The sequence below is a fragment of the Sorangium sp. So ce836 genome, assembly GCF_028553905.1.
Lineage (GTDB): Bacteria > Myxococcota_A > Polyangia > Polyangiales > Polyangiaceae > Sorangium > Sorangium cellulosum_D.
The window spans coordinates 9,413,724-9,435,730 of sequence record NZ_CP102233.1 but is presented as its reverse complement, the minus strand read 5'-3'; the positions used below and the strand labels follow the sequence as shown (position 1 = coordinate 9,435,730).

Here is a 22,007-nt window from a genome sequence, read left to right as displayed (position 1 = left end):
ACAAAAGGCGGCTCGCCGCCGAGCCGGCTCGCCTGCGGCGCCCCCCGTCAGGCGCGCGGGGGGCGGCCGTCTCGCCGCGGGACGCCGTGCCTGGACAGCACTTCACGGACGCGATCCAGCGGAATGGCCTGCACCGTACAGCCGTTTCCTGCGGTGGTCTCGGCCGTGAAGAGCGAGTCGTAGATGGCCTCTTCGGTCGCCTCGATCACGGCCTGGAACAGCGCGGAGGTCTCCTCGTTGGCGAGCTCCGTCGTCACGAGCCGCCTCGCGCCGGAGGGGCGCCGGACCGAGGCGCTCGTCGAGAAGGCGACCGCGTAGTCTCCAGATCCGTTGGCGGCGGAGGAGCCCGTGCGCGCCAGGCCGAAGATCGCGCGGGCCGCGAGGCGACCGAGGTTGCGATCCGACAGCGGCGCGTCGGTCGCGACGACGATGAGGATGGACCCGCCGCCCTGGTCCGGATCGAGCGCCGCGCGGAAGGCGTGCTGCCCGAGCTCCTCGCCGACGGGCGCTCCCATCACCTGCAGCACGCCGCCGAAGTTCGACTGGACGAGCACGCCGACGGACGCGCCGCCGAGCGACGCCGGCAGCGCCCGCGAGGCGGTGCCGATGCCGCCCTTCCATCCGAACGCGACCGTCCCCGTGCCCGCGCCCACGCACCCCTCCGGCACGGGCCCCTCGCGCGCCGAGGCGAGCGCCGCGCGCACGTGCGCGGCGGTGATCGGCCGGCGCCGGATCGCGTTGAGCACGCCGTCGTTGGTCTCGCCGACGACCGGGTTGAGCGAGCGCACGTCCTCCATGCCCGGCTGCTCCAGCATCCATTCGACGAGGGCGTCTGCCGCCCGGAACACGGAGAGCGTGCTCGTGAGGAGGAGGGGAGTCTCGAGCTCGCCCAGCTCGCGGACCTGCGTCGCGCCGACGAGCTTGCCGAACCCGTTGCCCACGTGGATCGCCGCGGGGACGCGATCGAGATAGAGATTCTCTCCGTGCGGGAGGACGGCGGTGACGCCGGTGCGGATCGCGTCGCCTTCGACCACGGTGGCGTGGCCGACGCGCACGCCGCCCACGTCGGTGATCGCGTTCAGCGGGCCCGGGTCGAAGATCCCGGGCGCGACGCCGAGATCACGCGCGCGCACGGCGCCCCCTGCCGGCTCCATGGAGCCGGGCGCGAAGGGCGCGCGGCCTGCCTCGTCCGGACAGCGGGCGTCCGCGCCCTGGCGGCGAGATGCGGTCGGCCGCGACGTGCGCCCGGGTGACGGGAGGCGGCGAGCAGCGGTGTCTGGCGCTCATGGCGAGAGGCGGTATCAACCTCCGTGCCAGACAGCGCAGCGGCGCGGGAGGTCGAGCGTCAAGGCGCCGGCACGAGGACGCGCGCGCCGCGGGCGAGCGCCACGCGATCCACGTGGCCCATCGGCGATCGCTCCGGCAAGACGACGTGGAAGTGCGTGCTCGACCCCATGTGCGTGAAGACGCCGCGGTGGCGCTTCGAGGCCGAGGCTACCCCGTGAGCCCCGGGACCGGCTGCGTCCGCGCGAGCTCGTCCGGGTAGCGCTGGAACCACGACGACAGCAGCAGCACCTCGTCGATCTCGCTGAGCGGCACGGGCGCGGCGGCGGGCTCCGGGGGGCCGTAGACGTCGGCCGTGAGCCGCGCGAGCGCGCGGCGGTCGTCGTCCGAGCGCGGCGCCGGGGCCTCGGCGCGCACGCTGCCGCGCCGGACGAGGTAGACCCGATCGTCGCCCTCGTGGCCGGGGACGGTGTAGAGGAACGAGAGCGACTCGATGGCGAAGCGGAGCCGCCCCAGCTCGCCGCGCAGGGCCGTGAGGCGCTGGATCCGGTCGCGCAGCGCCGCGGCGCGCTCGAACTCGGCGCGCTCGCGGCAGGCCTCCATCTCGTCGCGGAAGCGGCCGATCGGGCCGTCGCTGCGGCCCTCGAGGAAGGCGCGGGCGAGCGCCGCGCGGTCGCCGTACTCCCGCGACGAGCAGCCCGCGACGCAGGGGCCGAGGCAGCGCTTGATCTCGTAGCGGATGCAGCCCGGCGTGCGGCGCCCGAGCGAGAAGAGCGTCTGCTGATCGTTGAAGAGCACCGGCACGTCCTCGGCGCAGTCGCGCAGCCCGAGCGCGTCGGAGAGCGCGCGCACGGCCTCGCGGACGCGGCCCGCGCCCGTGAACGGCCCGTAGTAGAGCGCGCCCGGATCGCGCGCCGGGCCGCGCACGACATGGAGCTTCGGCGCCGGCCCGCGCGTGACCTTGATGAAGGCGTAGCGCTTGAGGTCGCGCTTCATCGCCACGTTGAAGCGCGGCCACAGCCGCCGGATGAGCCGGAGCTCGGCGAGGAGCGCGGCGAACTCGCTCGGGCAGTACTCCCACGCGACGTGGCTCGTCTCGCGGAGGATGCGGGCGCCCTTCTCCTCGGGCTCGCAGCGGAAATAACCGAGCAGCCTCGTGCGCACCCGCTTCGATTTGCCGACGTAGAGGACGGCGCCGTCCTCGGCGGCCATCTGGTAGACGCCGGGCCGGTTCTCGGCGCCCGCCCGCACGAGGCCGCGGAGCCGCGCGAGCCGCTCTTCATCGCCTGGGCCCTTCCGGGCAGGGAGCAGCGCCGCGCGCGACATCGTCCGATGTTCTTGCGAACCCGCCGCGGGCGCGCAAGCCGCGCCGCGGAGAACCCGCTCCACCGTCGAGGCCGTCGGGCCGCCGCGGCAGTGCAGCCCCGAACGCCGGCACCTCGGCCCCGGCGGCCGCCGGCAATCCGAAGGTGGGTGTCGCGATCGACAGGTTCGACGATCATGTCGTACGTGCGGCGGACCATCGAGGAGAGCGCCAAGGGCACGGCGGAGCCGAACCTGGTCGACAGCCGAAATCCGCAGCCCACCCCGAATACTGGCAGCAGATCATCCAGGGGATCATCATCGTGGCGGCCGTCTCGGTCGACATCCGCAAGTACCTGTGGAAGCGCTGAGTCGCGGCGCTCGGTCCCGGCGATGGGACGCTCGACACGGAAGGAACAGCCTCGATGCAAATGGATCGCGAAGACCAGAGGATCGCTGCTTCGAAGGAGGGGGCGCCCCGCGGCGCGCGCGTCGTCACCGCCGCGGGGGCGACGCTCCTTGCGGTGCACGCGCTGCTCGGTTGCTCGAGCGAGCTCGCCGCCCCTGGCGGGGCGAGCGGCAGCGGCGCTTTCGGGGGGAGCGGCGGCGAGGGCGGCAGCGGCGCTTTCGGGGGGAGCGGCGGCGAGGGCGGCAGCGGCGCTGGCGGAGGGACCGGCGGCGAGGGCGGCAGCGGCGGCGAGGGCGGCAGCGGCGCTGGCGGGGGGAGCGGCGGTGAGGGCGGCGGCGGCGCTGGCGGGGGGAGCGGCGGTGAGGGCGGCGGCGGCGCTGGCGGTGAGGGCGGCAGCGGCGGCGTCACGGTGTCGGCCGAGCTCTTCGACGACTTCAGCTACACCGGCATCGCCGACGACAACCTCACGAGCCGGTGGTGGGTACGGACGACCGACGGAGCCCCCGGGGTCGCCGGCGCACAATGGCTCTCGTCCAACGTGTCGTTCATCGAGGATCCCGATCTCGCCTCGAACAGGCTGCTGCGGCTCAAGGCGACCACGAGCGGCTCCGGCGCGAGCACCTCGCACGCGGAGATCCAGTCCAACGACGACAGGTTCCGCCTCGGGACGTACTCCGCCAGGGTGAAATTCAGCAACACGCCGCTGACCGGAACCCGGCACCTCGCCGACAAGCTGGTCGAGACGTTCTTCACGATCAGCCCGTGGATCAACGACCCCGAGACCGATCCCAACTACTCGGAGCAGGATTTCGAGTACATGCCCAACGGCGGGTGGGGTCAGGGCAACACCAGCACGTTGTGGTTGACCTCGTGGGAGACGGCAACGCTCGAGAATACGCAGTCGAACCAGGTTGCGGGGGACCAGTCGGGCTGGAAGCGGCTCCTCATCCAGATCGACGAGTCCGGTAGCCGTTACTACATCGAAGGCGCGCTGCTCTGCACGCACGACGCCAGCTACGTTCCCGAGACGAACCAGCACCTCGACTTCAACCTGTGGTTCGACGAGCTCGCCGCCGGAGAGACCGGACCGCGGACGTACGCCGAGGACGTCGACTGGGTTTACTTCGCGAAGGACGTCCTCCTGTCGCAGGCCGAGGTGGACGCGCGGGTGGCCGGCTTCCGGGCGTCCTCGGCTGCCCTCGTGGACACCCTTCCTTAGCCCCACCCGGACGCCGCGGCGCGAGACGGCGGCCATGACGGTGCGAGCTCACGGCCGCTCGCGGCGCGCGCAGCGGGCGCCGCGCCGATAGTCGGCCAGGGCCTCGAGGTACAATGCGCTGAACCGGCCCGTGGAGAAGGGATTCTGGCTGGTCACGAGGTCGCAATCGCGCAGCGCATGGGCGCTCCCCGGGAAGGCGGCGTCGTGCTCGTCGCCGTGGTCCTCGCGCTGCTCGCGCCGCGATCATGCGCGCGAGCGCCGCTACCTGGTCCGCGCGCGAGAGCTGCGCCATGAACGAGGAGCCTAGCACGGCGTCCCCAGAGCTCGTCCCTGGGCCGCGCAGGCTCGTCTCGGCGGCGATCCGGGCCAGGCGGGCCCGGGCCGATGGAGCTCCTCGGCCTGCTCACCGAGCCAAGCCACATCGCCCGCTCCCGCACCCGCGGATGAACGCCAGGACGCTCGGGCAGCCGGCGCGGGAGGGGGGACCGACGCCTACTCGCAGGCGGCGAGGTCGACGGTGTCGGTAGCGAAGCACGTCACGCGCTCGCCGGATCCTTCCTCGCCGCAGGACACATAATATTCACGGATGAACCCGAATTGGGCATCGAACGAGAGCTGCGAGAGCTCGCAGTCGTCCGGGGTGCCCTCGGCCCGATCGAACATCCACGCGATGGGCTCGTCCACGATCGTCAGATCGTCGATGTCGCTCCAAGGCGAGTCGTCGTTGGGGAATTTCTCGCGCGCGGCGACGACCTGGCCATCCTCGACGGCCACGCGCCGGCAACCGGCGGAGAAGCCCGTATCGCACGTCTCCACGACGTAGCTCGCGACATGCTTTTCGTTCCACGTCTCACGTTGCCGCTCGATGCGCTCCGCGTCGCCGTCGCCACACCCCGAGAGAAGGGCCATGAGAGCAAGGGAAATGAGGGAGTTGTGAATTGTCGTCATGTCGAGTCGCGAATGCAACGCTCGTGCCTGAACGGCTGTGCCACCGACGCCCCCGAGGATCGCCGCGGGAGACGCGCGCGGTGGCACACCCGCCAGCTCCTCCGCGACGGTCCTGTCGCCCCTCACGGCGCGGTGCGGTCGTCCGCGCCGAGATCGTGCGCGCCGAGATCGTGCGCTCCGCACCGGGGCTCGCCGCCGATCGCGCCGGCGACCTCTCCAGCAGGCGCGGCCGCGTCGTCGTCGATCACCCGGCCTGTCGGGACACGCCGCCCGGGTCAGTGATCGTCCGGGGGCATGAGCCCGCGCACCAGCTTCTGCGCGCTCGCCATGCTGGAGACCACGCTGTGGTGCTGGACCGCCTTCTCCACCGCCGCCTTGAGCCCCGACACGTCGCCGTTCTTGTCGAAATAGCCGAACGCCTTGTGGGTCGAGAGCAGGTCTTGCTTCTCGAGGATGTCCTGGAACGCGGTGTAGAAGATGATGGGCACCTTCGGGTACAGCGCCTTGATCTTCAGGTAGGCGGTGAGCCCGTCGATCCCCGGCATGCGGATGTCCAGGATGACCAGGCTGGTCATCTCCGTCACGCCGGCGATGCCCTCCTGAGCGTTCGCGTACAGGCGCACGTCGTAGTCGTGCCGCAGCGTGAACGCGAGCGCGGACCGCATCCTCGGGTCGTCGTCGATCACGACCACGATCGGCCGTTCCTTCTGCGGCTCCTCCGGCGTGGCGTCCGAGGCTCCCCGAAAGCGCCTGGTGAATTTCGCCGTTGTCATCTTGGCGCCCCCTTTCAGTTCCCGGCGAGGTTGAGCTCGATTCGGCCAGCGGCGGCGCCGACCGGCTGCGGCTGCCCGCGCGGCACCGCGCGCGGGAGCCGGACGACGAACGTCGTGCCGCGCCCCGCGTCGCTGTCGACGTCGATGGTCCCGCCATACATCGCGACGATGCGAGAGACGAAGCTGAGCCCCAGGCCCACGCCGGTCGTCGGCTTCGTCGAGAAGAACGGCTGGAAGATCTTCGAGACGTTGTCGGGAGAGATGCCGTCGGCGTTGTCGCTGACGGTGAGGACCTGGAAATCCCCCTCCTCGGCCGTCTCGATCCGCACCCGCCGCCCGCGGCCGTCGTCGACCAGGAGCAGCGCGTCGCGCGCATTCAAGACGATGTTGTTCACGATGGAGTCGAAGTGCGACTCGTGCCCCACGACCGCCGAGCCGCCCCGCAGATCGAGCTCGACCGACACGCCCTGGCGCGCGAACTCGTCGCGGTGCCGCGCCGCGACCGACTCGACGATGCGGCGGAGGCTCACGACGTCGTTGCCGGCGAGCGCGACGCCGAGCTTCGAGTACTCCAGGATGCTGTTCGTCACGCTCAGCGCGCGGGCCGTGCAGTCGCCCACCATGCAGAGCACGCTGTCCAGCGTCTCCTCGGCTTCCTCGATGTCGCCCAGCCGGGCCAGGACCGAGCCGAGCTTCCCGTCGGGGATGTCGTCCTTGAGCAGGTCGAACAGCTCGCCGAGCCGGGCCGCGTTCTTCGCGCACACCGTCTCGCCGCCCTGGGTCACGGTCCCGAGCACCATCGCCGCCCCCGACAGGGCGTTGCGCATCTCGTGCGCGAAGCCGCCCGCCATCTGGTTCTCGACCGCCTCCCGCTCCAGCCGGACGATCGTCGCGTGGGCCTCCTCGAGCTCCGCCGTGCGCTCGCGGACCTTCTGCTCCACGCCCGTGTAGAGCTTCGCGTTCTCGATGGATATCGCCATCTGCGAGGACAGCATCGTGAGGAGCTCCAGCCTGTCCTGGGTGAACGTGCCGGTCGCCGTATTGTTCTCCAGGTAAATGGCCCCGTACAGGTCGTTGTGGTGGATGATCGGCGTGCAGAGCACCGATCTCGGGCGGCGCTGCGCGACGTAATCGTCGCGCTGGAACTGCCGGTCCGCGGAGGCGTCGGCGAGGACGAGGCTCTGGCCGGTCCGCGCGACGTACTGCACGATCCCGGCCGAGACGAGCGGGCGATCGTCCGCCGCGGCCTGGGTGAGGGGCAGCCCCGGGAAGCGCGCGTCCTCGCGGCCGTCGGTCCAGTCGACCTCGGCCTCGACCCGCAGGCCGTCGCTCTCCCGGAGCACGAGGCAGCCGCGCTGGGCGCCGGCGTTCTCCATGGCGACCGCCATCAGCTTTGTGAGCAGCCGGTCGAGCACGATCTCCCCGGAGATCGCCTGCGCGGCCTTCAGCACCGTCCGCAGATCGAGGCGGGATGCGCCGAGCGAGGTCGTCGTGACGAACGTCCGCGAGGGCGCGACCTCCGTCGCTCGCTGCGAGAGCGGCTCGCGCGGGGCGAGCTGCGGATACCGCTCCTCTAGATCCTGCGTCTTGCGGACGGCGCCCCAGAGGTTGTAGTGATAGCAAGCGTCCGCGAGGTACACGCGCGCGAGCTTCTCCTTGCCCTGCGCGAGCCAGAACCGGCCCGCGAGCTCGCAGGCCACCGCGGCCTCGTTCACGTAATCGTGCTCCGACGCGGACGCGATGGCGCGGTCGTACAGGTCCAGCGCCTCGGCCACGCGGCCGTCGATCCGCGCGAGCTCGGCCTCCACGAGCAGGACCCTGTGCAGGAAGTTGCTGGCGCACGTCTCGGACAGGGCCTTGAGCTTCGCCTGGTTCTCCGACACCTTGGCGCGGTAGCGCTCCTTGTCTTCCGGCGAGGCCGCCGGGTAGAGCGCGGTCATCGCGAGCGAGTAATAGAAGTTGTGCAGCGGCGTGAACACCTTGCCCGTGCTCGCGCCGAGGGTCGGCTCCGTCTCGGCGGCGTGCTTGTATGCGAGCTCGTAGTCGCCGAAGACGAAATAGAGCATCGCTTGCGCCGTGTGGATGTAATTGACGGTGTTGAAGTTCTTCGTCGCGTACAGGCCGGGGAGCACCTGCTCGGCGTCGAAGAACTCTCCCTTGATCTTAGCCGCGTGCTCGGACCTGCCGGTGAGGTTCCGGATCACCTGGCGCCACACGCTGAGCTGGTTGATGACCTGCGCTTGCTTGAACTTGAAGACCTCCTCGATGTACCGCTCGAACATCGACTCGAGCTCGAGGAGGTTCTGCCCGGAGACGGCGCCGCAGACGAAGGCGTTGATGAGGCAGTACGCGGCGCTCTCCGCGTCGCCGTTCTCGGCGTAGCTCAGGTATCCCTCGATGAGCGGCGCCTGGCTCTCGCGCGCGGGGCGGTAGAAGTGCCGCGAGAGCCCGTAATAGAAGTTGTAGACGCTCGCCTTGTAGAGCGGCTCGTCGCGGCGCCGGTGCGCCTCGATCGCCAGCTCGCCGAACCGGGATCCCGTCGCGATGTCGCCCACGCCGGCGTTGACGAGGACGCTGAACGCCGCGAACGCATAGGGCGCGAGCGGCGACTCGCCGTGATCCATGGTCAGGTCGAGCGCGCGGCAGATGAAGAGCCCGAGCATCTCCGGCGCGGCGAAGTACGACGCGTGGATCGCGCGCCGGAGGATCACGAGCGCCGCCTGCTTCGGGGCCGCCGTCATCGGCGGGAGCCGGCCGAGGCGCTCGAAGCCCACCTCGGCGACCTGCTTCGTCGCCTTCGTGTAGGCGTCGAGGAAGTCCTGCATGCCCGGGCTCGCGGGGAACGTCTCGCCGAGCTGCGCGAGCGCCTCCACGGCGGTGTCCACGGCCCTCCGGAACTCGGCCTGGGTGTGGTGATACAGGATGAGCAGCTCGTAGAGCTTGCTCCTGTCGATGACGTCGTGGATCTCGCTGAGCGCCGCGTCGATGAGCTCCTTCATGGCGCCGAAGTCGGCGTTCATGCACGCGGCCTCGGCGGCGCCGACGTGGAGCGCGCTCGTCAGCGCGTGGTCGCTCTGCCAGGCGCCCGTGGGCAGCAGCGCGAGGCCCTCGGCGAAGTAGCCGCGCGCGGCGTCGAAGGCGGCGGAGAGCAGCGCGCGCCGGCCCGCGAGGAGGTTCAGCTCCGCGAGGCGCCGGCGCTCGGCGGCGTCGCTCAGGCGGTCGGCGCCGCGGTTCAGGTGGTGGACGATGTCGAACACCTCCTCCTCGGCGGCGCGCCCGCCGAGGCTCCGCAGGAGGAGCCGGCCGATGTCGGCGTGCAGGCCGCTGCGCCCGCCCTCGTCGATCATGGCGTAGGCCGCCTGCTGGACGCGATCGTGCAGGAACCTGTAGTCCGGGAAGACGAGCGGCGCGGCGAGATCGTCGGGGACCGCGGGCTCCATCGGGGACAGCGGGACGATGAGGCCCTCGTGCAGCGCGGGCAGGAGGCGCCGGTGGGCGTCGCCGCGCGTCGCCTCGAGGATGACCGCGAGCCTGCCCAGGTCGAAGCGGTTGCCGAGGCACGACGCGGACATCAGCGCCCGCTGCGTGTCCGCGGGGAGCCCGCGGAGCTTGTCGATCATCAGCTCGACGACGTTGTCGGTGATGTTCCTCGACTCGATGTGCTCGACGTCCCACGTCCACGCCGCGCGGCCGGCGTCGTACCGCAGACACCCGGTCTGGTGCAGCGTGCGGAGGAACTCGTTGACGAAGAACGGGTTGCCGCCGGTCTTCCGGGCGACCAGCGCGGCGAGCGGCATGACCGCCGCGGGGTCGGCGCGCAGCGCGTCCGCGAGCATCCGGCAGACCATCTCGGTGCTGAGCGGCCCCGGGGCGATCTCGCGCACGACCGCCCCCTCGCGCCGCAGGGACGCGAGCGCGGTCGAGAGCGGGTGAGCGGCGCCGACCTCGTTGTCCCGGTAGGCGCCGATCACGAGCAGGCCGCGCAGCCCGGCGTCCGTCATCAGGAGCTCGATGACCCGGAGCGACGCCGCGTCGGCCCACTGGAGGTCGTCGAGGAAGACGGCGAGCGGGCGCTCGGCGTCGCAGAACACGCGGACGAAGTTCTGGAGGACGCGGACGAAGCGGTTCTGGGACTCGGCGGGCCCGAGCGCCTGGACGGGCGGCTGCTCGCCCACGATGAGCTCGATCTCCGGGATCACGTCGACGAGGACCTGCCCGTTCACCCCGAGCGCCGCCTTGATCTTCGAGCGCCACTCCGCGAACTGCGCCTCGGGCTCGGCGACGATCTGCCGCACGAGGTCGCGGAACGCGCTGGTGATCGCGGTATATGGAGTGCTCCGCTTGAGCTGGTCGTACTTGCCGGCGACGAAGTACCCGCGCACCTCGGTGATCGGCTTGTACAGCTCGTGCGCCAGCGCGGACTTGCCGACCCCCGAGTACCCGGCGATGAGCATCAGCTCGGTGCCGCCGCGCGCGACGCGGCCGAACGCCTCGAGCAGCGCCTTCACCTCGCTGGTCCGCCCGTAGAGCTGCTGCGGGATGCGCAGGTCGCCGGAGGCGTCGGCGCTGCCCAGCGGGAACGGGGCGATCTCGCCCGCGGCGTCGAGGCGGCTCTGGCACGCTTCCAGGTCGTGGAGGAGGCCCGTCGCGCTCTGGTAACGGTCCTCGGCCGTCTTCGCCATGAGCTTCATCACGATGTCCGACACGGCCTCCGGCACGCTCGAACACCGCGCGCGCGGCGGGGCGGGATCGCGCGCGATGTGGCAGTGCACGAGCTCCATGGCGTCCTTCGCGTCGAAGGGCGCCGCGCCCGTGAGGAGCTCGTAGAAGGTGGCGCCGAGCGCGTAGAGATCGGTGCGATGGTCGAGCGACCGGTTCATGCGACCGGTCTGCTCCGGGGAGATGTAGGCGAGGGTCCCCTCGATCACCGTGGGGCTCTTGATCGACAGCTCTTCCCGCGAGAGCCGCGTCGAGATGCCGAAGTCGATGATCTTGACCGTTCCGGTCTCGCGGTTGAAAACGATATTGGACGGATTGATATCCTTGTGTATGATTCTGCTCTCGTGGACATCGCGGAGGGCGCGCGTGATCGCGATGGCGAGCGGGAGGAATGCTGCGGTGTCGAACCTGTCGCCCTGCAGGTGGTGCGCCAGCGCGTGGCCGCCGAAATCCTCGAGGACGAGGAGGAGCCCCTTCTCGTGTCGGCAGAGGTCGAGCGCCCGGACGACGCCCGGCGCTTCCAGGTTGCGGAGCACCGCGTATTCATGCCTGTAGCGCGTGAGCTCCATCTGGCTGGGATAGTCTGAGCGCAGCAGCTTGAGGACGACCGGGCGCCCATCGACGGCGCGCCGGCCGCGGTAGACGAGCGAGTTGCCGCTCTCGTAGATCTTGGCGACCGCTTGATAACCGGAGATCGTCAGCATCGCTCCCCTCGACGGACGTGGACGTGTTCTGGCGCCGTTCGAAGCACGGACGGCCCACGGCGCGGCGTGACCGGCAGTGGTTGTGTCCGGGATGATACCACGACGACACTTTGTGGCGGACGAATCTCGCTGTGGGGTGTGCGTGGATGTCTGTCGTGGATGCCTGTTCTGGTTCCAGGTGTTGCGGCGGTATCCAGGCCGGCGACGTCTCCGGACAGGCGCCTGGAGGCCCGAGGGCGATGAAACCGCGCGCCGGCGAGGGCCCGCCCACATCGGCTGACGATTCGCCATGGCGTGCGCGCGCTGCTCGAAATTTCCACGCTGCGCAGGGAGAGGGGCACGACGTAGGTGAACCTGTGCCCCCGGCGCGCCTGTCGACGGCGCCCGACGGGGGGCTGCGACTGCCCGTGTGTCGCGGCGCTCCGGAGGGGTCTCCCCGGAGGTTTCCCCGACGCGGTGGCGAAGCGAGGAATCGCCGGAACATTTGCGCTCCATATGGAATTCTTGCATTGGAAAGCATCCGGGAAGTAGCTTTGATGCCATGTCGACACGATGCGTGGGAGTCGCCTGGTCGCTGATTCTGGCCACCTTGACCGCGGGCTGCACGGGAGAGTCGGGATCGGCGGCGAACGGCGGGACCGGGGCGTCGAGCGCGAGCGGCGGTGGCGCGGGAGCGTCGAGCGCGAGCGGCGGCGGCGCCGGGGCGTCGAGCGCGAGCGGCGGTGGCGGTGGCGGTGGAGCGTCGAGCGCGAGCGGCGGTGGCGGTGGAGCGTCGAGCGCGAGCGGCGGTGGCGGTGGAGCGTCGAGCGCGAGCGGCGGCGGGGCGTCGAGCGCGAGCGGCGGCGGTGGAGCGTCGAGCGCGAGCGGCGGTGGGGCCGAGGCGTCGAGCGCGAGCGGCGGCGGCGCGGGCGGCGATCCGGGCCCGGGCGCGTGCGCCGTCACGCGAGACCGAATCCGCATCACCGAGGTCGACGTCGGAATCCGCGTGATCAACAACGAGGACGAGGCCGCGCTGATGCCGCTCGTCATCTCGCCGATACCGTCCGGCGGCTCGCGTCTCGCGTGGATGAGCGACGACGACCGGGTCCACGTCGCGGAGCTCGACGCAGGCGACCAGGCCGTGGGCCCCTCGTTCGGCCTGCCGGCGAACGATTTCTCCGACCTGTACGCCGACGCCGAGGGCGGCGTGCTGCTGCTCACCCGCGACGCCGAGGGCGGCGGGACGTTGAATTGCGGCGCGCCGGAGAACCTGTGCGGCGCGCCGCCGTCCCCGCCGATCCCCTGTCACGACATGTACATGGTCCGCTTCGACGGCGCGCGCGAGACCTGGGCGACCAAGCTCACCAGCTCGACCGCCGCGCTGCCGCCGTACTCGACCGGCCCCACCGGCCCGAACGTGTACATGATCTGGTGGTATGCGCACCACGGCCGCATCGCCTTCGACGGCTCGCGCTACGCCGGCTATTTCGGCGCCGCGATCAGCGTCTCGCAAGGGGGGTGCATCAACAACCATCAGGGCGACCGTATGCAGGTGGTCGACGCGAGCGGGGAGCTCCAGCGCGGCGGCTTCGACTGGGGCTGCAGCCACAGCGGCTACGAGCGCATCCTCTGGGACGAGAGCGCCCGGAAGTTCGTGACGGTGTGCAAGACCGACAACAACAACCGCATTGCGTTCGCGCCCGAAATCAAGACCATCTATCCGGTCGATCTCGCCTACTCGAACCTGGGGAACCTCGTCGCGGCGTCCGGCGGCGGCTACTGGCTCACGGCGAGCAACATCCGCCCGGGCCAGCCGGCGGGCTCGAACGGGCTCGCCGACGTGCGGCTGCTCCACTTCACGGGCGGCGCCGCGGACAAGGACCTCGTCATCGCCAGCGCGTCGGGCCTGAACCACCGGGCGCCGCACCTGGCCGCCTACGGCGGCTCCCGCATGCTCGCGGCCTGGGAGACCACCTCGCGCGCCAGACCACCTCGCGCGCCGGCGACATCGCGCGCAACGACCCGGAGCGCACGCTCTACGTACAGACGCGCGACCGCGCCACCGGCGAGGCCGAGGGCGAGCCGCTCGAGGTCGACGTGCTCGGCAATCGATACCAGGATCTCGTCGCCTTCCCCGACGGGAGCGTGGCCTTCGCGGCGCCCGGCAGCGCGAGCACGAAGATCCGGGTCCTGCGCGTCCTGCCCTGCGAGTAGCGCGCCCGCGCGGCGCGCGCCCTCCTCGGGCGTCGCCGCGCAGGCCTCGGCGCGGGGCGGCGGCTCAGGCGGCGCTCTCGGCGGGCCGGAGCTTGCCGCGCTCGACGCCGACGCTCGCCGTGGCGCCGGCGTCGACGCGCGCGGCGAGCATCGGGCGGAACGCCGCGCGGTACGCGAAGGCGAGGTAGACCTCGAGGGCGAGGACGAGCCAGGCGACGGGGTTCGGCGGCGTCAGGAAGGTGTGGAAGGCGACGATGTTCACCACGATGGGCGCGAGGAGCGCCAGCGCCAGCGGGACGTAACGGTTCGAGAGCAAGAGGGCGCCCGCGACGACCTCCGTCCCCTTGATCAACGGGAACATGTAGCCGGTCGCGGCCAGCGCGGCCGCGAAGCGGCCGGCGGCCTCCGGCGCCGGGGGCTGCGGCAAGAACTGCAAGAAGCCGTTGAGCCCGAAGACGAAGAACACGAGCCCAAGGAGGATGCGGGCGGCGGAGGGGGCGAAACGCTTGACGGTGTTCATGGCAAAGCCTCGCTGAGGTGAGGCGGGCCCTCCCGCTCGGAGCGCCCGCCCCCTTTCTATGGGCGCTCGCCGAGCCCGGTGCTATCGTGCAACGGCTCAACGCAGCGTTGCGCTTGCGCAACCTCGCCCGAGCGAGCGACGACGCCGGAAGCGCCCTGAGGTCCCTCGATGTCCAGCCCCCGCGCGGCCGCCCGAGCGCAATCGCACCGGGCGCCCCAGCTCGACGAGATCGCCGCGTTCGCCAAGGTGGCGGAGCTCGGCTCGTTCACGGCCGCGGCCGCGCAGCTCGGGGTCCCGAAGTCGACGGTGAGCCGCGCGGTGACGCGGCTGGAGGAGGGCCTCCAGGTTCGGCTCCTCCACAGGTCGCCGCGCGCGGTCGCGCTGACCGACGCGGGCCGCCGCTTCTTCGGCGACGTGGCGCCGCACATCGCCGGCCTCCGCGACGCGGCGCTGGCGCTCGACGCCTACCAGGGCCAGCCGCAGGGCCTCATCCGGCTCAGCGCGCCCCCCGACGGGGGCGAGTCCTTCGTGGGCGACCTGCTGGTCGACTTCTGCGCGCGGTATCCGCTGCTCTCCGTGGAGGTCGACCTCTCCTCTCGCCAGGTCGACCTGCTCCGCGAGGGCTTCGATCTCGCGATCCGCGCGACGCGCGAGCTCCTGGACTCCTCGCTGGTCGCGCGCAAGCTGTTCGACTCCGACGTGCAGCTCTTCGCGGCGCCCTCGTACCTCGCGCGCCGCGGCCTGCCGCGCGCGATCGACGACCTGATGGACCACGAGCGGGTGGTGTTCGTCCCGAGCTCCCGGCGCGGCCAGTGGCCGGTCAGCGACGCGCGCTCGGTGCGCGACGCGCTGTCGACCGGGCGCATCGCCACCGACAACTTCCAGCTCATCCGCTCGGTGCTCCGCGCGGGCGGCGGCATCGGGCCGCTCCCGCGCGTCCTCGCCGCGCCCGACCTGGCGAGCGGGCGCCTCGTCCACGTGCTGCCCGAGTGGTCGCAGCGCGCGGGGACCGCGTACCTCGTCTATCCGAGCGCGCGGCACGTGGCGCGGAACGTGGCCGTGTTCCGCGATTTCGCCCTCGCCTGGGTGAAGCGGCTCGCATGAGCGGGGCGGCCGCGCGCGGTCGCCGATCGTGCGCGCCTCTGCTCCGCGCGCCGGGCACGCCGGAGATGAATAATGACGATGGTTCTGGCGGCGCGCGCGCCGATCGGCCGCGCCGGCGCACTGCCGTGTTTCGCGGACGTCCCGCCTTGGATACGCTGTCTGGCGCGCTCGCCCGTCTCGCGCGTGGACCCGGTGCCGAGCACGCCGCTCCTCGAGGCCCGCACCCGCCATGTACCGAACCGCCGCCACCCTGCCGCCCGAGCCGCCTCGCGAGTGGCAGCTCATCGTCGAGGCTCACCTGTACGAGCACCTCTCGGTGCCGGAGGCCTGGCTCGCGCGCGCCGGGGGCACGGTCGCGCTGCTCGTCGGCGCGCGGATGCTCGCGCCCGAGCACCACGGGGAGAACCGCGCCTGGCTGTTCGGCGATCTGCGGCGGGTGGAGGGCCAGCGGCCGCCGCTCGTCGCGCCCACCTCGTTCGGCCTGGAGCGCGTGTGCGCGCCGGGCGAGGCGGAGGCCGCGCCGCGGCACGTCGCGGTCTGCCCCTGGCCCGACGCGGCGGGCATGACGCTGGCGGGCATCGCGCGCTACCTCCCGGGGGCGCGCTTCGAGATCGGCGCGGCGGCCGAGGTCGCCGCGCAGCTCGCGCGCGTGCGGCTCGCGGTGCCGCACGCCGGCTTCACGTACGCGCGCGTCGTCGTGTTCGAGAGCGGCGAGGTGCGCGTCGCGCCGCCCCTGCCGGACACGGAGCGCTCGGCGATGCCGAGCTACACGGGGCTCGAGTACCTCGACGACCTGGGGATCGGGGGCTTCCTGCTCCAGGGCCGCGAGGGCCTCGAGCCCGGCTTCGGCGTCGCGTCGGCGCTCTTCGAGCTCGCCGTGGGCTTCGGCGAGGCGGGCGCCGTGGCGAAGCGCCAGTTCCTCGCCGCCGCGCTCACGGCGCACCCCGCGCACCCGCTGCCGTCGGACTTCGGGGTGCGGAGCCGCGAGCTCGACGCCCTCGTCGCGCGGGGCACGTCGGGCGAGGCGTCGCTCCCCGAGCTCGCGCAGGCGCTGGCCGCGCTCAGCCAGGCGCTCGACGGCGCGGCCGCGCTCGGGCGCGCCGTGCGCGCGAGCGCCGCCGCGGCCGCGCCGTCGCCGCCGCACGGGCAGACGAGGGATGGGAAGCGCGTGTACATGCTGTTCCCCGACGTGCAGGCGCTCCCCGTCGGCGCCGGCTGGCCGGCGGTGGCGCCATGAAGCGGCCGCGGCGGCGCGGGACAGGGCGGTAGTTCCGCGTGTCGGAAATCCCGCCAGGATTTCTGCGACGGCGCAGGGGATCCGAAAAAAACATCAATAATTTGATATGGTTTTATCTCGTTCGCGGCCGAGCGAGTCTCCGGCGCGGCCCAACGCGCCGCCTGTAGCCGTCGCGTCGCCTCGTGCGGCTGGCCGGCATGGTCATCGACCGCTCCGGGTGCTTGGCCGTGCAGCGCGCGGGCGAGGGACGCGCCATCGCTCGGCGACGGCGAGCCTGCCTCCAGTCCCGCGGACGTGGGAGCACCTCCGCCTGAAGGGCCGCCCTTGCCGTTCAGCTCGGGGATCGCCTCGTCCAGAGGCGCGAAGTTCCCCAAGCCGATCTCAGCGACCTTGCGCGCCGCGCGCTTGTCGTGGTGGATCTGACGGCTCGACTTATGCACGGTCCGATCGGAGATCCACGTCTCCGTCGTCTCCGTGCGGCCGTTCGCGAGCTTGATTGTAATGAAAGTCGCACGGGTGTCATGCAAGCGGATGTTGAGCCTCGAATGAGTGGTCTCGAAGAGCTCAGGCCGATCGATTCCGGCGCGACGCAGGTGATTTCGAAAGTCCTGCGCCCCATTGCGCCCCGGCAGTGGGCCGCTCGGCCCAATGAGGACGCGCTGCTTCGGTGGAGATAAGCAGAATAGGTTCGAAGCGCGCGCACAACATCGGGGGAGAGCGCACAGGCCCGCGGGTCATCCGTCGTATTCTCGTCGAGCACCACGGCGCCGCGCTCGAGATCGAGCTCGGACGGCTCTAGCCTTCCAGCCTCGTCTGCCCGCATTCCCTCGCGGAACAGGAAGCCATCATAGATCCGATAGCACAGTGGATTCACCTGGCGCTGGGCAACCTCAATACTCACGCCGCCGCATCGCTCATCAAGGCCTTCGGGACCGAGCGGGGCCACGCGCTCGCCTCGCGCTTCGCGTTTCACCACGCGCCCAAGCACGCGAGCTGGCTCAACGCCGCGGAGATCGAAGCCAGCCTCGTGTCCAGGGAATGCCTCGATCGCAACCGCATCCCAACCCTCGCGGAGCTCCGGGGTCGCGTCCGGCAGTGGGATGCAGCTGCGGTTCGAGCTCGCCGTAAGATCAACTGGAAGTTCACCGTCGGCGACGCCGAGCGAATCTTCGGGTCCGACTGGTTCAACAGAATCGTGTCAGAGCGCTAGCCCCAAAACGACAAGAACGACGCCGTGCACTTCGTCGCCGCCAGGCCAGGGCGCCGCTCCAGCCGAGAACAACGCCGAACTTCAACTTCATCGTCTTCATGCTCGCAGGTCGCTTGTGCTCTTCGAGCGCTGCGACATCCGCGAGGGACGGCGGCTCGAGCTCCGGCCTCGACAGCTCACATCAGCGAGCGGCCAAGCTCTGGCGAGGCCCCACCTCGACACCCTGCACGCTAAGCTCGACGTCGCGAAGGCCAAGCTCCATGAGATAGCCAAGACGACCGACGACAGGTGGGACGAGGTGAAGCAGGGCGCCGACGACGTCTGAAGCGACGTCGAGGCGTCCGTCGAGGGGGCGCGTACGACGCCTCAAGAAGCCCAGGAAGGAGGGCTGACCATGTCGTGGTTCACAGCATGGCTCGGTTACGGCCTCGGCCGGGGAGCGGCCAAGGCCATCTTCGGCGAAGACAAACCGGAGGCAGCGCGCCCGCCGATCCGCGAGCAGACCGAGGCGGAGATCCGCGCCGACGAGGAGCGTTACGACGAGGAAGCGCAGCGGCTCGACACGGAGGACGAGGCGGCGAAGAGACGCGGCTAAGGCTGAGGACGAGCGCCTGCTCGACCAGGCGCGACCCGCATAGGTCGGAACAGTGCGACACCGGCCGTAACCGCATTACGCTTCGTGTCATGGAGCTGCAGCACACCACGATCCACGGGCACGACATCGCCTTCCGCCGGGAAGGCCGGGGCCCGCTCATGGTGCTCATCCATGGCATGGTCGGGAGCTCGGCGACGTGGCGGCACGTGATCCCCGCGCTCGCCCGGCGGTTCACCGTCGTCGCGCCGGATCTGCTGGGCCACGGCGCCTCCGCCAAGCCGCGGACCGACTACTCGCTCGGCGCGTATGCGAGCAGCATCCGCGACCTCATGGCGGCGCTCGGACACGACCGCGGCACGCTCGTCGGGCACTCATTCGGCGGCGGCGTCGCCATGCAGACGGTCTACCAGTTCCCCGAGTGCTGCGAGCGGCTCGTCCTCGTCGGCAGCGGCGGCCTCGGGATCGAGGTGAACGCGCTCCTGCGGGCGCTGAGCCTGCCTGGGGCCGAGCTGGCGCTGCCGATCGGCTGCTGGCCGCTCTCCCGCGCGCTCGTCCGCTTCGCTCTCCGCCCGGAGCGCTTCCTCACGCGCGCCGCCGTGCGCTTACTGGAGCGGCGCGGCCGGCGACCCGGCCCGGTGCTCGTCGAGTTCGTCAACGCCTATTCATCGCTCGCGGACGCGGACGCCCGGCGCGCGTTCGTCCAGACCCTGCGCTCGGTGATCGACCGCGCCGGCCAGCGCGTGAGCGCGCACGACCGGCTGTACCTGACGGCGGAGGTGCCGACGCTGATCGTGTGGGGGACCAACGACCCGGTGATCCCCGTCGCCCACGCCCGCGACGCGCACGCATCGATGCCGGGCAGCCGTCTCGATCTTTTCGACGCCGTCGGGCACTACCCGCATTGCGAGGATCCGGAGAAATTCGTGCGAGTGCTCGAGGGGTTCGTGGACACGACGGAGCCGGCGCGGGTCTCCGCGCAGCGGTGGCGCGAGCTCCTCACGCGCGGGCGCGCGGCGTGACGTCGACGCGCCTTCGCTGGCCATGTCGGGGCGCGATCACACGACGCGCGACGCTGACAGTATATCCGTACCCGTTCCGCGAAACGACCCGTTCCGCGAAACGAGGTCCTCGGCCGCGCCCGTACGCGATCGACGGGCGCGCCGAGGCAACAACGCCCCTCGCTGCACCCCCGGGTCGCCGAGGTTGAAGTCCCGCGTCACGCACGCGACGAGCTGTCGGTCCGTCGGATGATCGACCGTCTCGAGCCCGCGATCCTCTCCTCGGCTCGACACGGGCGCTGTCGCGGTCGTGCGATCGGCTGGAGAAGCACACCGCCGAGGTGGATCGGCAGAGAGCCGGCTCCGTCGCGCGGCTGCGCGAGAGGGAGCTACGGGAGGAGGACGCGGAGGGCGGTTCCGGATGCAGAAGAGGAGCCCATGGAGCCCCGAGGTGGGAGGCATCGATGCGTCGGCTGCACATCTTGAAGCTGGCGGGATGGAAGCGGCGGTTTTCACGCGCCGGCGCTTGGTCGAAGGACGTGCTCGTCTGCCTGGATCGCATGAGGGTCCTCGGCCTCGCCGCCGAGACGGCGTTCTGGCTATTTCTCTCGCTCGTGCCGCTCGCCGCTGTCGCGGGTCTCCTTGCCGGGCGCTTCTCGATGAACAACTGGAGCGCGGTCGTGCAGCTGTTGAGCCCGCTCCCGGCAGCGGCCCGCCAGCTCGTCAGCGCCGAGCTGATCAACCTCGCCACCTGGAACGAGGGTTCGGTGGGCGTCGGGAGCACAGCGGTCTTCATCTGGCTCGCCTCGAGCGGCGTGCACTCGATCTTCGACTCCCTCGAGATCGGGACCGGGATCGCGCGTCCCTGGTGGAAGAAGCGCCTGCTCGCCATCGGCATGTGCATCGCCCTGCCGGTCGCGGTCGCTCTCCTCGCGTCCCTGGGCCCCGCGCTCCAAGGCGCGATGGGTGGGCTCGGGCGGTGGATCCCGCTGCCGCGGGCGACCGAAGCCCCGACCCTGGCGAGCCGCCTTCTCCGCTTCTGCGTCAGCGCGGGAATCGTCCTCGCGTACGTCTGTGCCCTGTACCGGGTCGGCATCCCGCCCCGGGCCCGGCGTGGCGTGCCGATCCTCCCCGGTGCGCTGCTCGCCGTCGCGCTCGAGATCCTGTTCGGCTTCGCCTATGCGTTCTACATCGCCAAAGCGGGAGATGGCGGCGCCTACCTGGCGGGGCTCGCGGTGATCGGCGTGACCATGATCGGCCTGTACTTGTTCACGGCAGCGCTCCTCGTGGGGGCGGTGGTGAACCGGAAGCTTGCGCGCGGCGTCGAGACCTGCCCCGGGGCGGCAGCCAGGAGCACGATGGACGATTGAGCGTCGATCTCGCCACCTCGATCATCTCCGAGCCTCGCCCTCCGAGCGCCTCCCCTTCGTCTCCGCCACGTAGATCCGCAGCGTCGAGATCGCCAGCGCCATCACCAGCGGCCCGAGCAAGAGTCCGATCAGCCCGAACGTCTCCACCCCACCAAATAGCGCGCCGAACGTGAAGAGCGCTGGCATGCTCGATCCCCGGCCCACGAGCCGCGGGCGGATCACGTAGTCGGAGATGCCCCCCACCACCAGCGCCCCCCACGCGAGCTCGACGATCCCCATGGCGATGTGGTCCGTGAGGATCAGGTACACGCCCGCTGGCACCCAGACGAGCAGCGTGCCGACCGCGGGGATCAGCGAGGCCACCGCCGTCGCGGCGCCGAAGAACGCCGCCTCGGGCATCCCCGTGATGAGGAAGCCGATCGCCGCGAGAAACCCCTGCGCGATTCCGGTGAGCACGGTGCCGAGGAGCGTCGTCCGGCCGACGACCCGGAACTCGTCGAGCAACGCGCGGGTGTGGCGTGGGTGCAGCGGGAGCACGTCTTCCGCGCGGCGCGCGAGCGAGGTCCAGTGCCGAAGGACGAAATAGGTGGTCATCGACACGAAGAAGAAGCCGAGCAGAGCGCTGAAGCTGGCCGAGGCGACGAACGCCGCGATGCCGGCGGCGCGGGCGGCGAGATCGGCCGCGGCGTCGCGCAGCCGGGCGGGAAGATCGTCGGCGCGGAGCCCGAGCGGTTCGAGGCGCCGGGTCCACTCGACGACGCGCTCCCGGGCCGGGGCCCCGGGGGAGAGCGCGGCGATGAGCGCCCCCGCCAGCACCACGCCCCGGCCTACGAGCAGCGATGAGATCCCGGCCAGCACCGCGACGATCACGATCGACGACAGCCCGACCGCGATCGCCGCCGCCACCGCGGGTCGACGCCCGCGCGCCCGCATCCGCTCGTAGAACGGCTGCATCGTGAAGGCGTTGAGCGTGCCGAGGAGGATGCCGATCCCCACCGGGTGGGTGATCCACACCATGGCCGCGACCGCGGCGATCGCCAGCACCGCGAGCGCCCTTCGCTCCCGCGCGGGCTCCGGAGGGGCCGCCGGCAGGACCGCGGTGGGAGGCGGCGCCGGCGCGCGCATTTCCGAGGACGGGGGCGGCCCCGAAGCGTCGGGCCGGAGGGGGTCGGCCATCACGTAGGCCTCCGCGGTTCGAGGCGAGGTCCGATCTCCGCGCAGGTGGAGAATGCCGCGATCTCCTGCCCGGTGTTGGGGCTACTTGCCCCGGTGTTGGGGCTACTTGCGCTGGAGGACTGGCGCTTGGGTCTCCGGGCAGGCCGCAGCGTCATGATCGCCGGAGGGGGTATTCAGTCGTCCGGCCGATCTCAGTGGCCGTCCTCGGGAAGCGTTTGCTGCAGCTTGCCCAGTGGCGTCGGGGTC

General features: G+C 71.3%; 18 protein-coding genes. 11 read left to right on the top strand and 7 right to left on the bottom strand.

Annotated elements, in window-relative coordinates:
* Positions 1-47: 47 nt before the first annotated feature.
* The gene (locus NQZ70_RS34115; protein WP_129577965.1) at positions 48-1,154 is read right to left on the bottom strand and encodes a P1 family peptidase; all 1,107 of its coding nucleotides are present in this window, start codon (positions 1,152-1,154) and stop codon (positions 48-50) included.
* Positions 1,155-1,310: 156 nt separating this feature from the next.
* Here NQZ70_RS34115 and NQZ70_RS34110 point away from each other — a divergent pair, with 156 nt between their 5' ends.
* Positions 1,311-1,505: a hypothetical protein gene (locus NQZ70_RS34110; protein ID WP_129577964.1), complete on the top strand. Its 195-nt coding sequence runs from the start codon at positions 1,311-1,313 to the stop codon at positions 1,503-1,505.
* Here the strand turns inward: NQZ70_RS34110 and NQZ70_RS34105 are convergent.
* Entirely contained in the window at positions 1,495-2,610 is a 1,116-nt protein-coding gene (locus NQZ70_RS34105; protein ID WP_129577963.1) for a GIY-YIG nuclease family protein, read from the bottom strand. The two genes, NQZ70_RS34110 and NQZ70_RS34105, sit on opposite strands and share 11 nt — an antisense overlap.
* Positions 2,611-2,753: 143 nt before the next feature.
* On the opposite strand from NQZ70_RS34105, the gene NQZ70_RS34100 reads away from it, so the two are divergent.
* Together NQZ70_RS34100 and NQZ70_RS34095 are read left to right on the top strand one after the other, a co-directional pair.
* On the top strand, positions 2,754-2,957 hold the full coding sequence (locus tag NQZ70_RS34100) for a hypothetical protein (RefSeq protein WP_129577962.1): 204 nt from the start codon (positions 2,754-2,756) through the stop codon (positions 2,955-2,957).
* A 54-nt stretch (positions 2,958-3,011) separates the two neighbouring features.
* The gene (locus tag NQZ70_RS34095) at positions 3,012-4,214 is read left to right on the top strand and encodes a glycoside hydrolase family 16 protein (protein ID WP_272826244.1); all 1,203 of its coding nucleotides are present in this window, start codon (positions 3,012-3,014) and stop codon (positions 4,212-4,214) included.
* Positions 4,215-4,706: 492 nt separating this feature from the next.
* On the opposite strand, the gene NQZ70_RS34090 is transcribed toward NQZ70_RS34095, so the two are convergent.
* The 4 genes from NQZ70_RS34090 to NQZ70_RS34075 form a co-directional block, all read right to left on the bottom strand.
* Entirely contained in the window at positions 4,707-5,123 is a 417-nt protein-coding gene (locus NQZ70_RS34090) for a hypothetical protein (RefSeq protein ID WP_129577961.1), read from the bottom strand.
* A gap of 161 nt (positions 5,124-5,284) precedes the next feature.
* Entirely contained in the window at positions 5,285-5,410 is a 126-nt protein-coding gene (locus NQZ70_RS34085) for a hypothetical protein (protein WP_257792734.1), read from the bottom strand.
* A 27-nt stretch (positions 5,411-5,437) separates the two neighbouring features.
* Positions 5,438-5,935, bottom strand: coding sequence for a response regulator (locus NQZ70_RS34080; protein WP_129577960.1), 498 nt, complete (start codon positions 5,933-5,935; stop codon positions 5,438-5,440).
* Between the two features lie 14 nt (positions 5,936-5,949).
* Complete coding sequence (locus tag NQZ70_RS34075; RefSeq protein ID WP_129577959.1) at positions 5,950-11,358, bottom strand: ATP-binding sensor histidine kinase; 5,409 nt, start codon at positions 11,356-11,358, stop codon at positions 5,950-5,952.
* A 541-nt stretch (positions 11,359-11,899) separates the two neighbouring features.
* Here NQZ70_RS34075 and NQZ70_RS34070 point away from each other — a divergent pair.
* The 8 genes from NQZ70_RS34070 to NQZ70_RS34040 all read left to right on the top strand — a co-directional run bounded on the left by NQZ70_RS34070 (position 11,900) and on the right by NQZ70_RS34040 (position 20,585).
* Positions 11,900-14,092, top strand: coding sequence for a hypothetical protein (locus NQZ70_RS34070; RefSeq protein ID WP_237244290.1), 2,193 nt, complete (start codon positions 11,900-11,902; stop codon positions 14,090-14,092).
* 147 nt (positions 14,093-14,239) lie between these two features.
* Positions 14,240-15,175, top strand: coding sequence for a LysR family transcriptional regulator (locus NQZ70_RS34065; protein WP_129577957.1), 936 nt, complete (start codon positions 14,240-14,242; stop codon positions 15,173-15,175).
* Positions 15,176-15,404: 229 nt separating this feature from the next.
* Positions 15,405-16,412 carry a hypothetical protein gene (locus tag NQZ70_RS34060; protein ID WP_129577956.1) on the top strand — a complete coding sequence of 336 codons (1,008 nt, stop codon included), beginning with the start codon at positions 15,405-15,407 and terminating at the stop codon, positions 16,410-16,412.
* An 844-nt stretch (positions 16,413-17,256) separates the two neighbouring features.
* On the top strand, positions 17,257-17,622 hold the full coding sequence (locus tag NQZ70_RS53535; protein WP_129581744.1) for a transposase: 366 nt from the start codon (positions 17,257-17,259) through the stop codon (positions 17,620-17,622).
* A gap of 115 nt (positions 17,623-17,737) precedes the next feature.
* The gene (locus NQZ70_RS34055) at positions 17,738-17,947 is read left to right on the top strand and encodes a hypothetical protein (protein ID WP_129577955.1); all 210 of its coding nucleotides are present in this window, start codon (positions 17,738-17,740) and stop codon (positions 17,945-17,947) included.
* 69 nt (positions 17,948-18,016) lie between these two features.
* Positions 18,017-18,217: a hypothetical protein gene (locus NQZ70_RS34050; RefSeq protein ID WP_129577954.1), complete on the top strand. Its 201-nt coding sequence runs from the start codon at positions 18,017-18,019 to the stop codon at positions 18,215-18,217.
* Between the two features lie 89 nt (positions 18,218-18,306).
* Positions 18,307-19,236, top strand: a complete 930-nt coding sequence (locus NQZ70_RS34045) for an alpha/beta fold hydrolase (RefSeq protein WP_129577953.1) — start codon at positions 18,307-18,309, stop codon at positions 19,234-19,236.
* A 443-nt stretch (positions 19,237-19,679) separates the two neighbouring features.
* The gene (locus NQZ70_RS34040) at positions 19,680-20,585 is read left to right on the top strand and encodes a YihY/virulence factor BrkB family protein (protein WP_129577952.1); all 906 of its coding nucleotides are present in this window, start codon (positions 19,680-19,682) and stop codon (positions 20,583-20,585) included.
* Positions 20,586-20,606: 21 nt separating this feature from the next.
* On the opposite strand, the gene NQZ70_RS34035 is transcribed toward NQZ70_RS34040, so the two are convergent.
* On the bottom strand, positions 20,607-21,761 hold the full coding sequence (locus tag NQZ70_RS34035; RefSeq protein ID WP_129577951.1) for an AI-2E family transporter: 1,155 nt from the start codon (positions 21,759-21,761) through the stop codon (positions 20,607-20,609).
* Positions 21,762-22,007 lie beyond the last annotated feature (246 nt).

Bases quoted from the DNA above. Each gene is read 5' to 3' on its own strand.
- NQZ70_RS34115 (WP_129577965.1), bottom strand. From the start codon at position 1,154: ATGGAGCCGGCAGGGGGCGCCGTGCGCGCGCGTGATCTCGGCGTCGCG.
- NQZ70_RS34105 (WP_129577963.1), bottom strand. From the start codon at position 2,610: ATGTCGCGCGCGGCGCTGCTCCCTGCCCGGAAGGGCCCAGGCGATGAA.
- NQZ70_RS34095 (WP_272826244.1), top strand. From the start codon at position 3,012: ATGCAAATGGATCGCGAAGACCAGAGGATCGCTGCTTCGAAGGAGGGG.
- NQZ70_RS34090 (WP_129577961.1), bottom strand. From the start codon at position 5,123: ATGGCCCTTCTCTCGGGGTGTGGCGACGGCGACGCGGAGCGCATCGAG.
- NQZ70_RS34080 (WP_129577960.1), bottom strand. From the start codon at position 5,935: ATGACAACGGCGAAATTCACCAGGCGCTTTCGGGGAGCCTCGGACGCC.
- NQZ70_RS34075 (WP_129577959.1), bottom strand. From the start codon at position 11,358: ATGCTGACGATCTCCGGTTATCAAGCGGTCGCCAAGATCTACGAGAGC.
- NQZ70_RS34070 (WP_237244290.1), top strand. From the start codon at position 11,900: ATGTCGACACGATGCGTGGGAGTCGCCTGGTCGCTGATTCTGGCCACC.
- NQZ70_RS34065 (WP_129577957.1), top strand. From the start codon at position 14,240: ATGTCCAGCCCCCGCGCGGCCGCCCGAGCGCAATCGCACCGGGCGCCC.
- NQZ70_RS34060 (WP_129577956.1), top strand. From the start codon at position 15,405: ATGTACCGAACCGCCGCCACCCTGCCGCCCGAGCCGCCTCGCGAGTGG.
- NQZ70_RS34050 (WP_129577954.1), top strand. From the start codon at position 18,017: ATGTCGTGGTTCACAGCATGGCTCGGTTACGGCCTCGGCCGGGGAGCG.
- NQZ70_RS34045 (WP_129577953.1), top strand. From the start codon at position 18,307: ATGGAGCTGCAGCACACCACGATCCACGGGCACGACATCGCCTTCCGC.
- NQZ70_RS34040 (WP_129577952.1), top strand. From the start codon at position 19,680: ATGCGTCGGCTGCACATCTTGAAGCTGGCGGGATGGAAGCGGCGGTTT.
- NQZ70_RS34035 (WP_129577951.1), bottom strand. From the start codon at position 21,761: ATGGCCGACCCCCTCCGGCCCGACGCTTCGGGGCCGCCCCCGTCCTCG.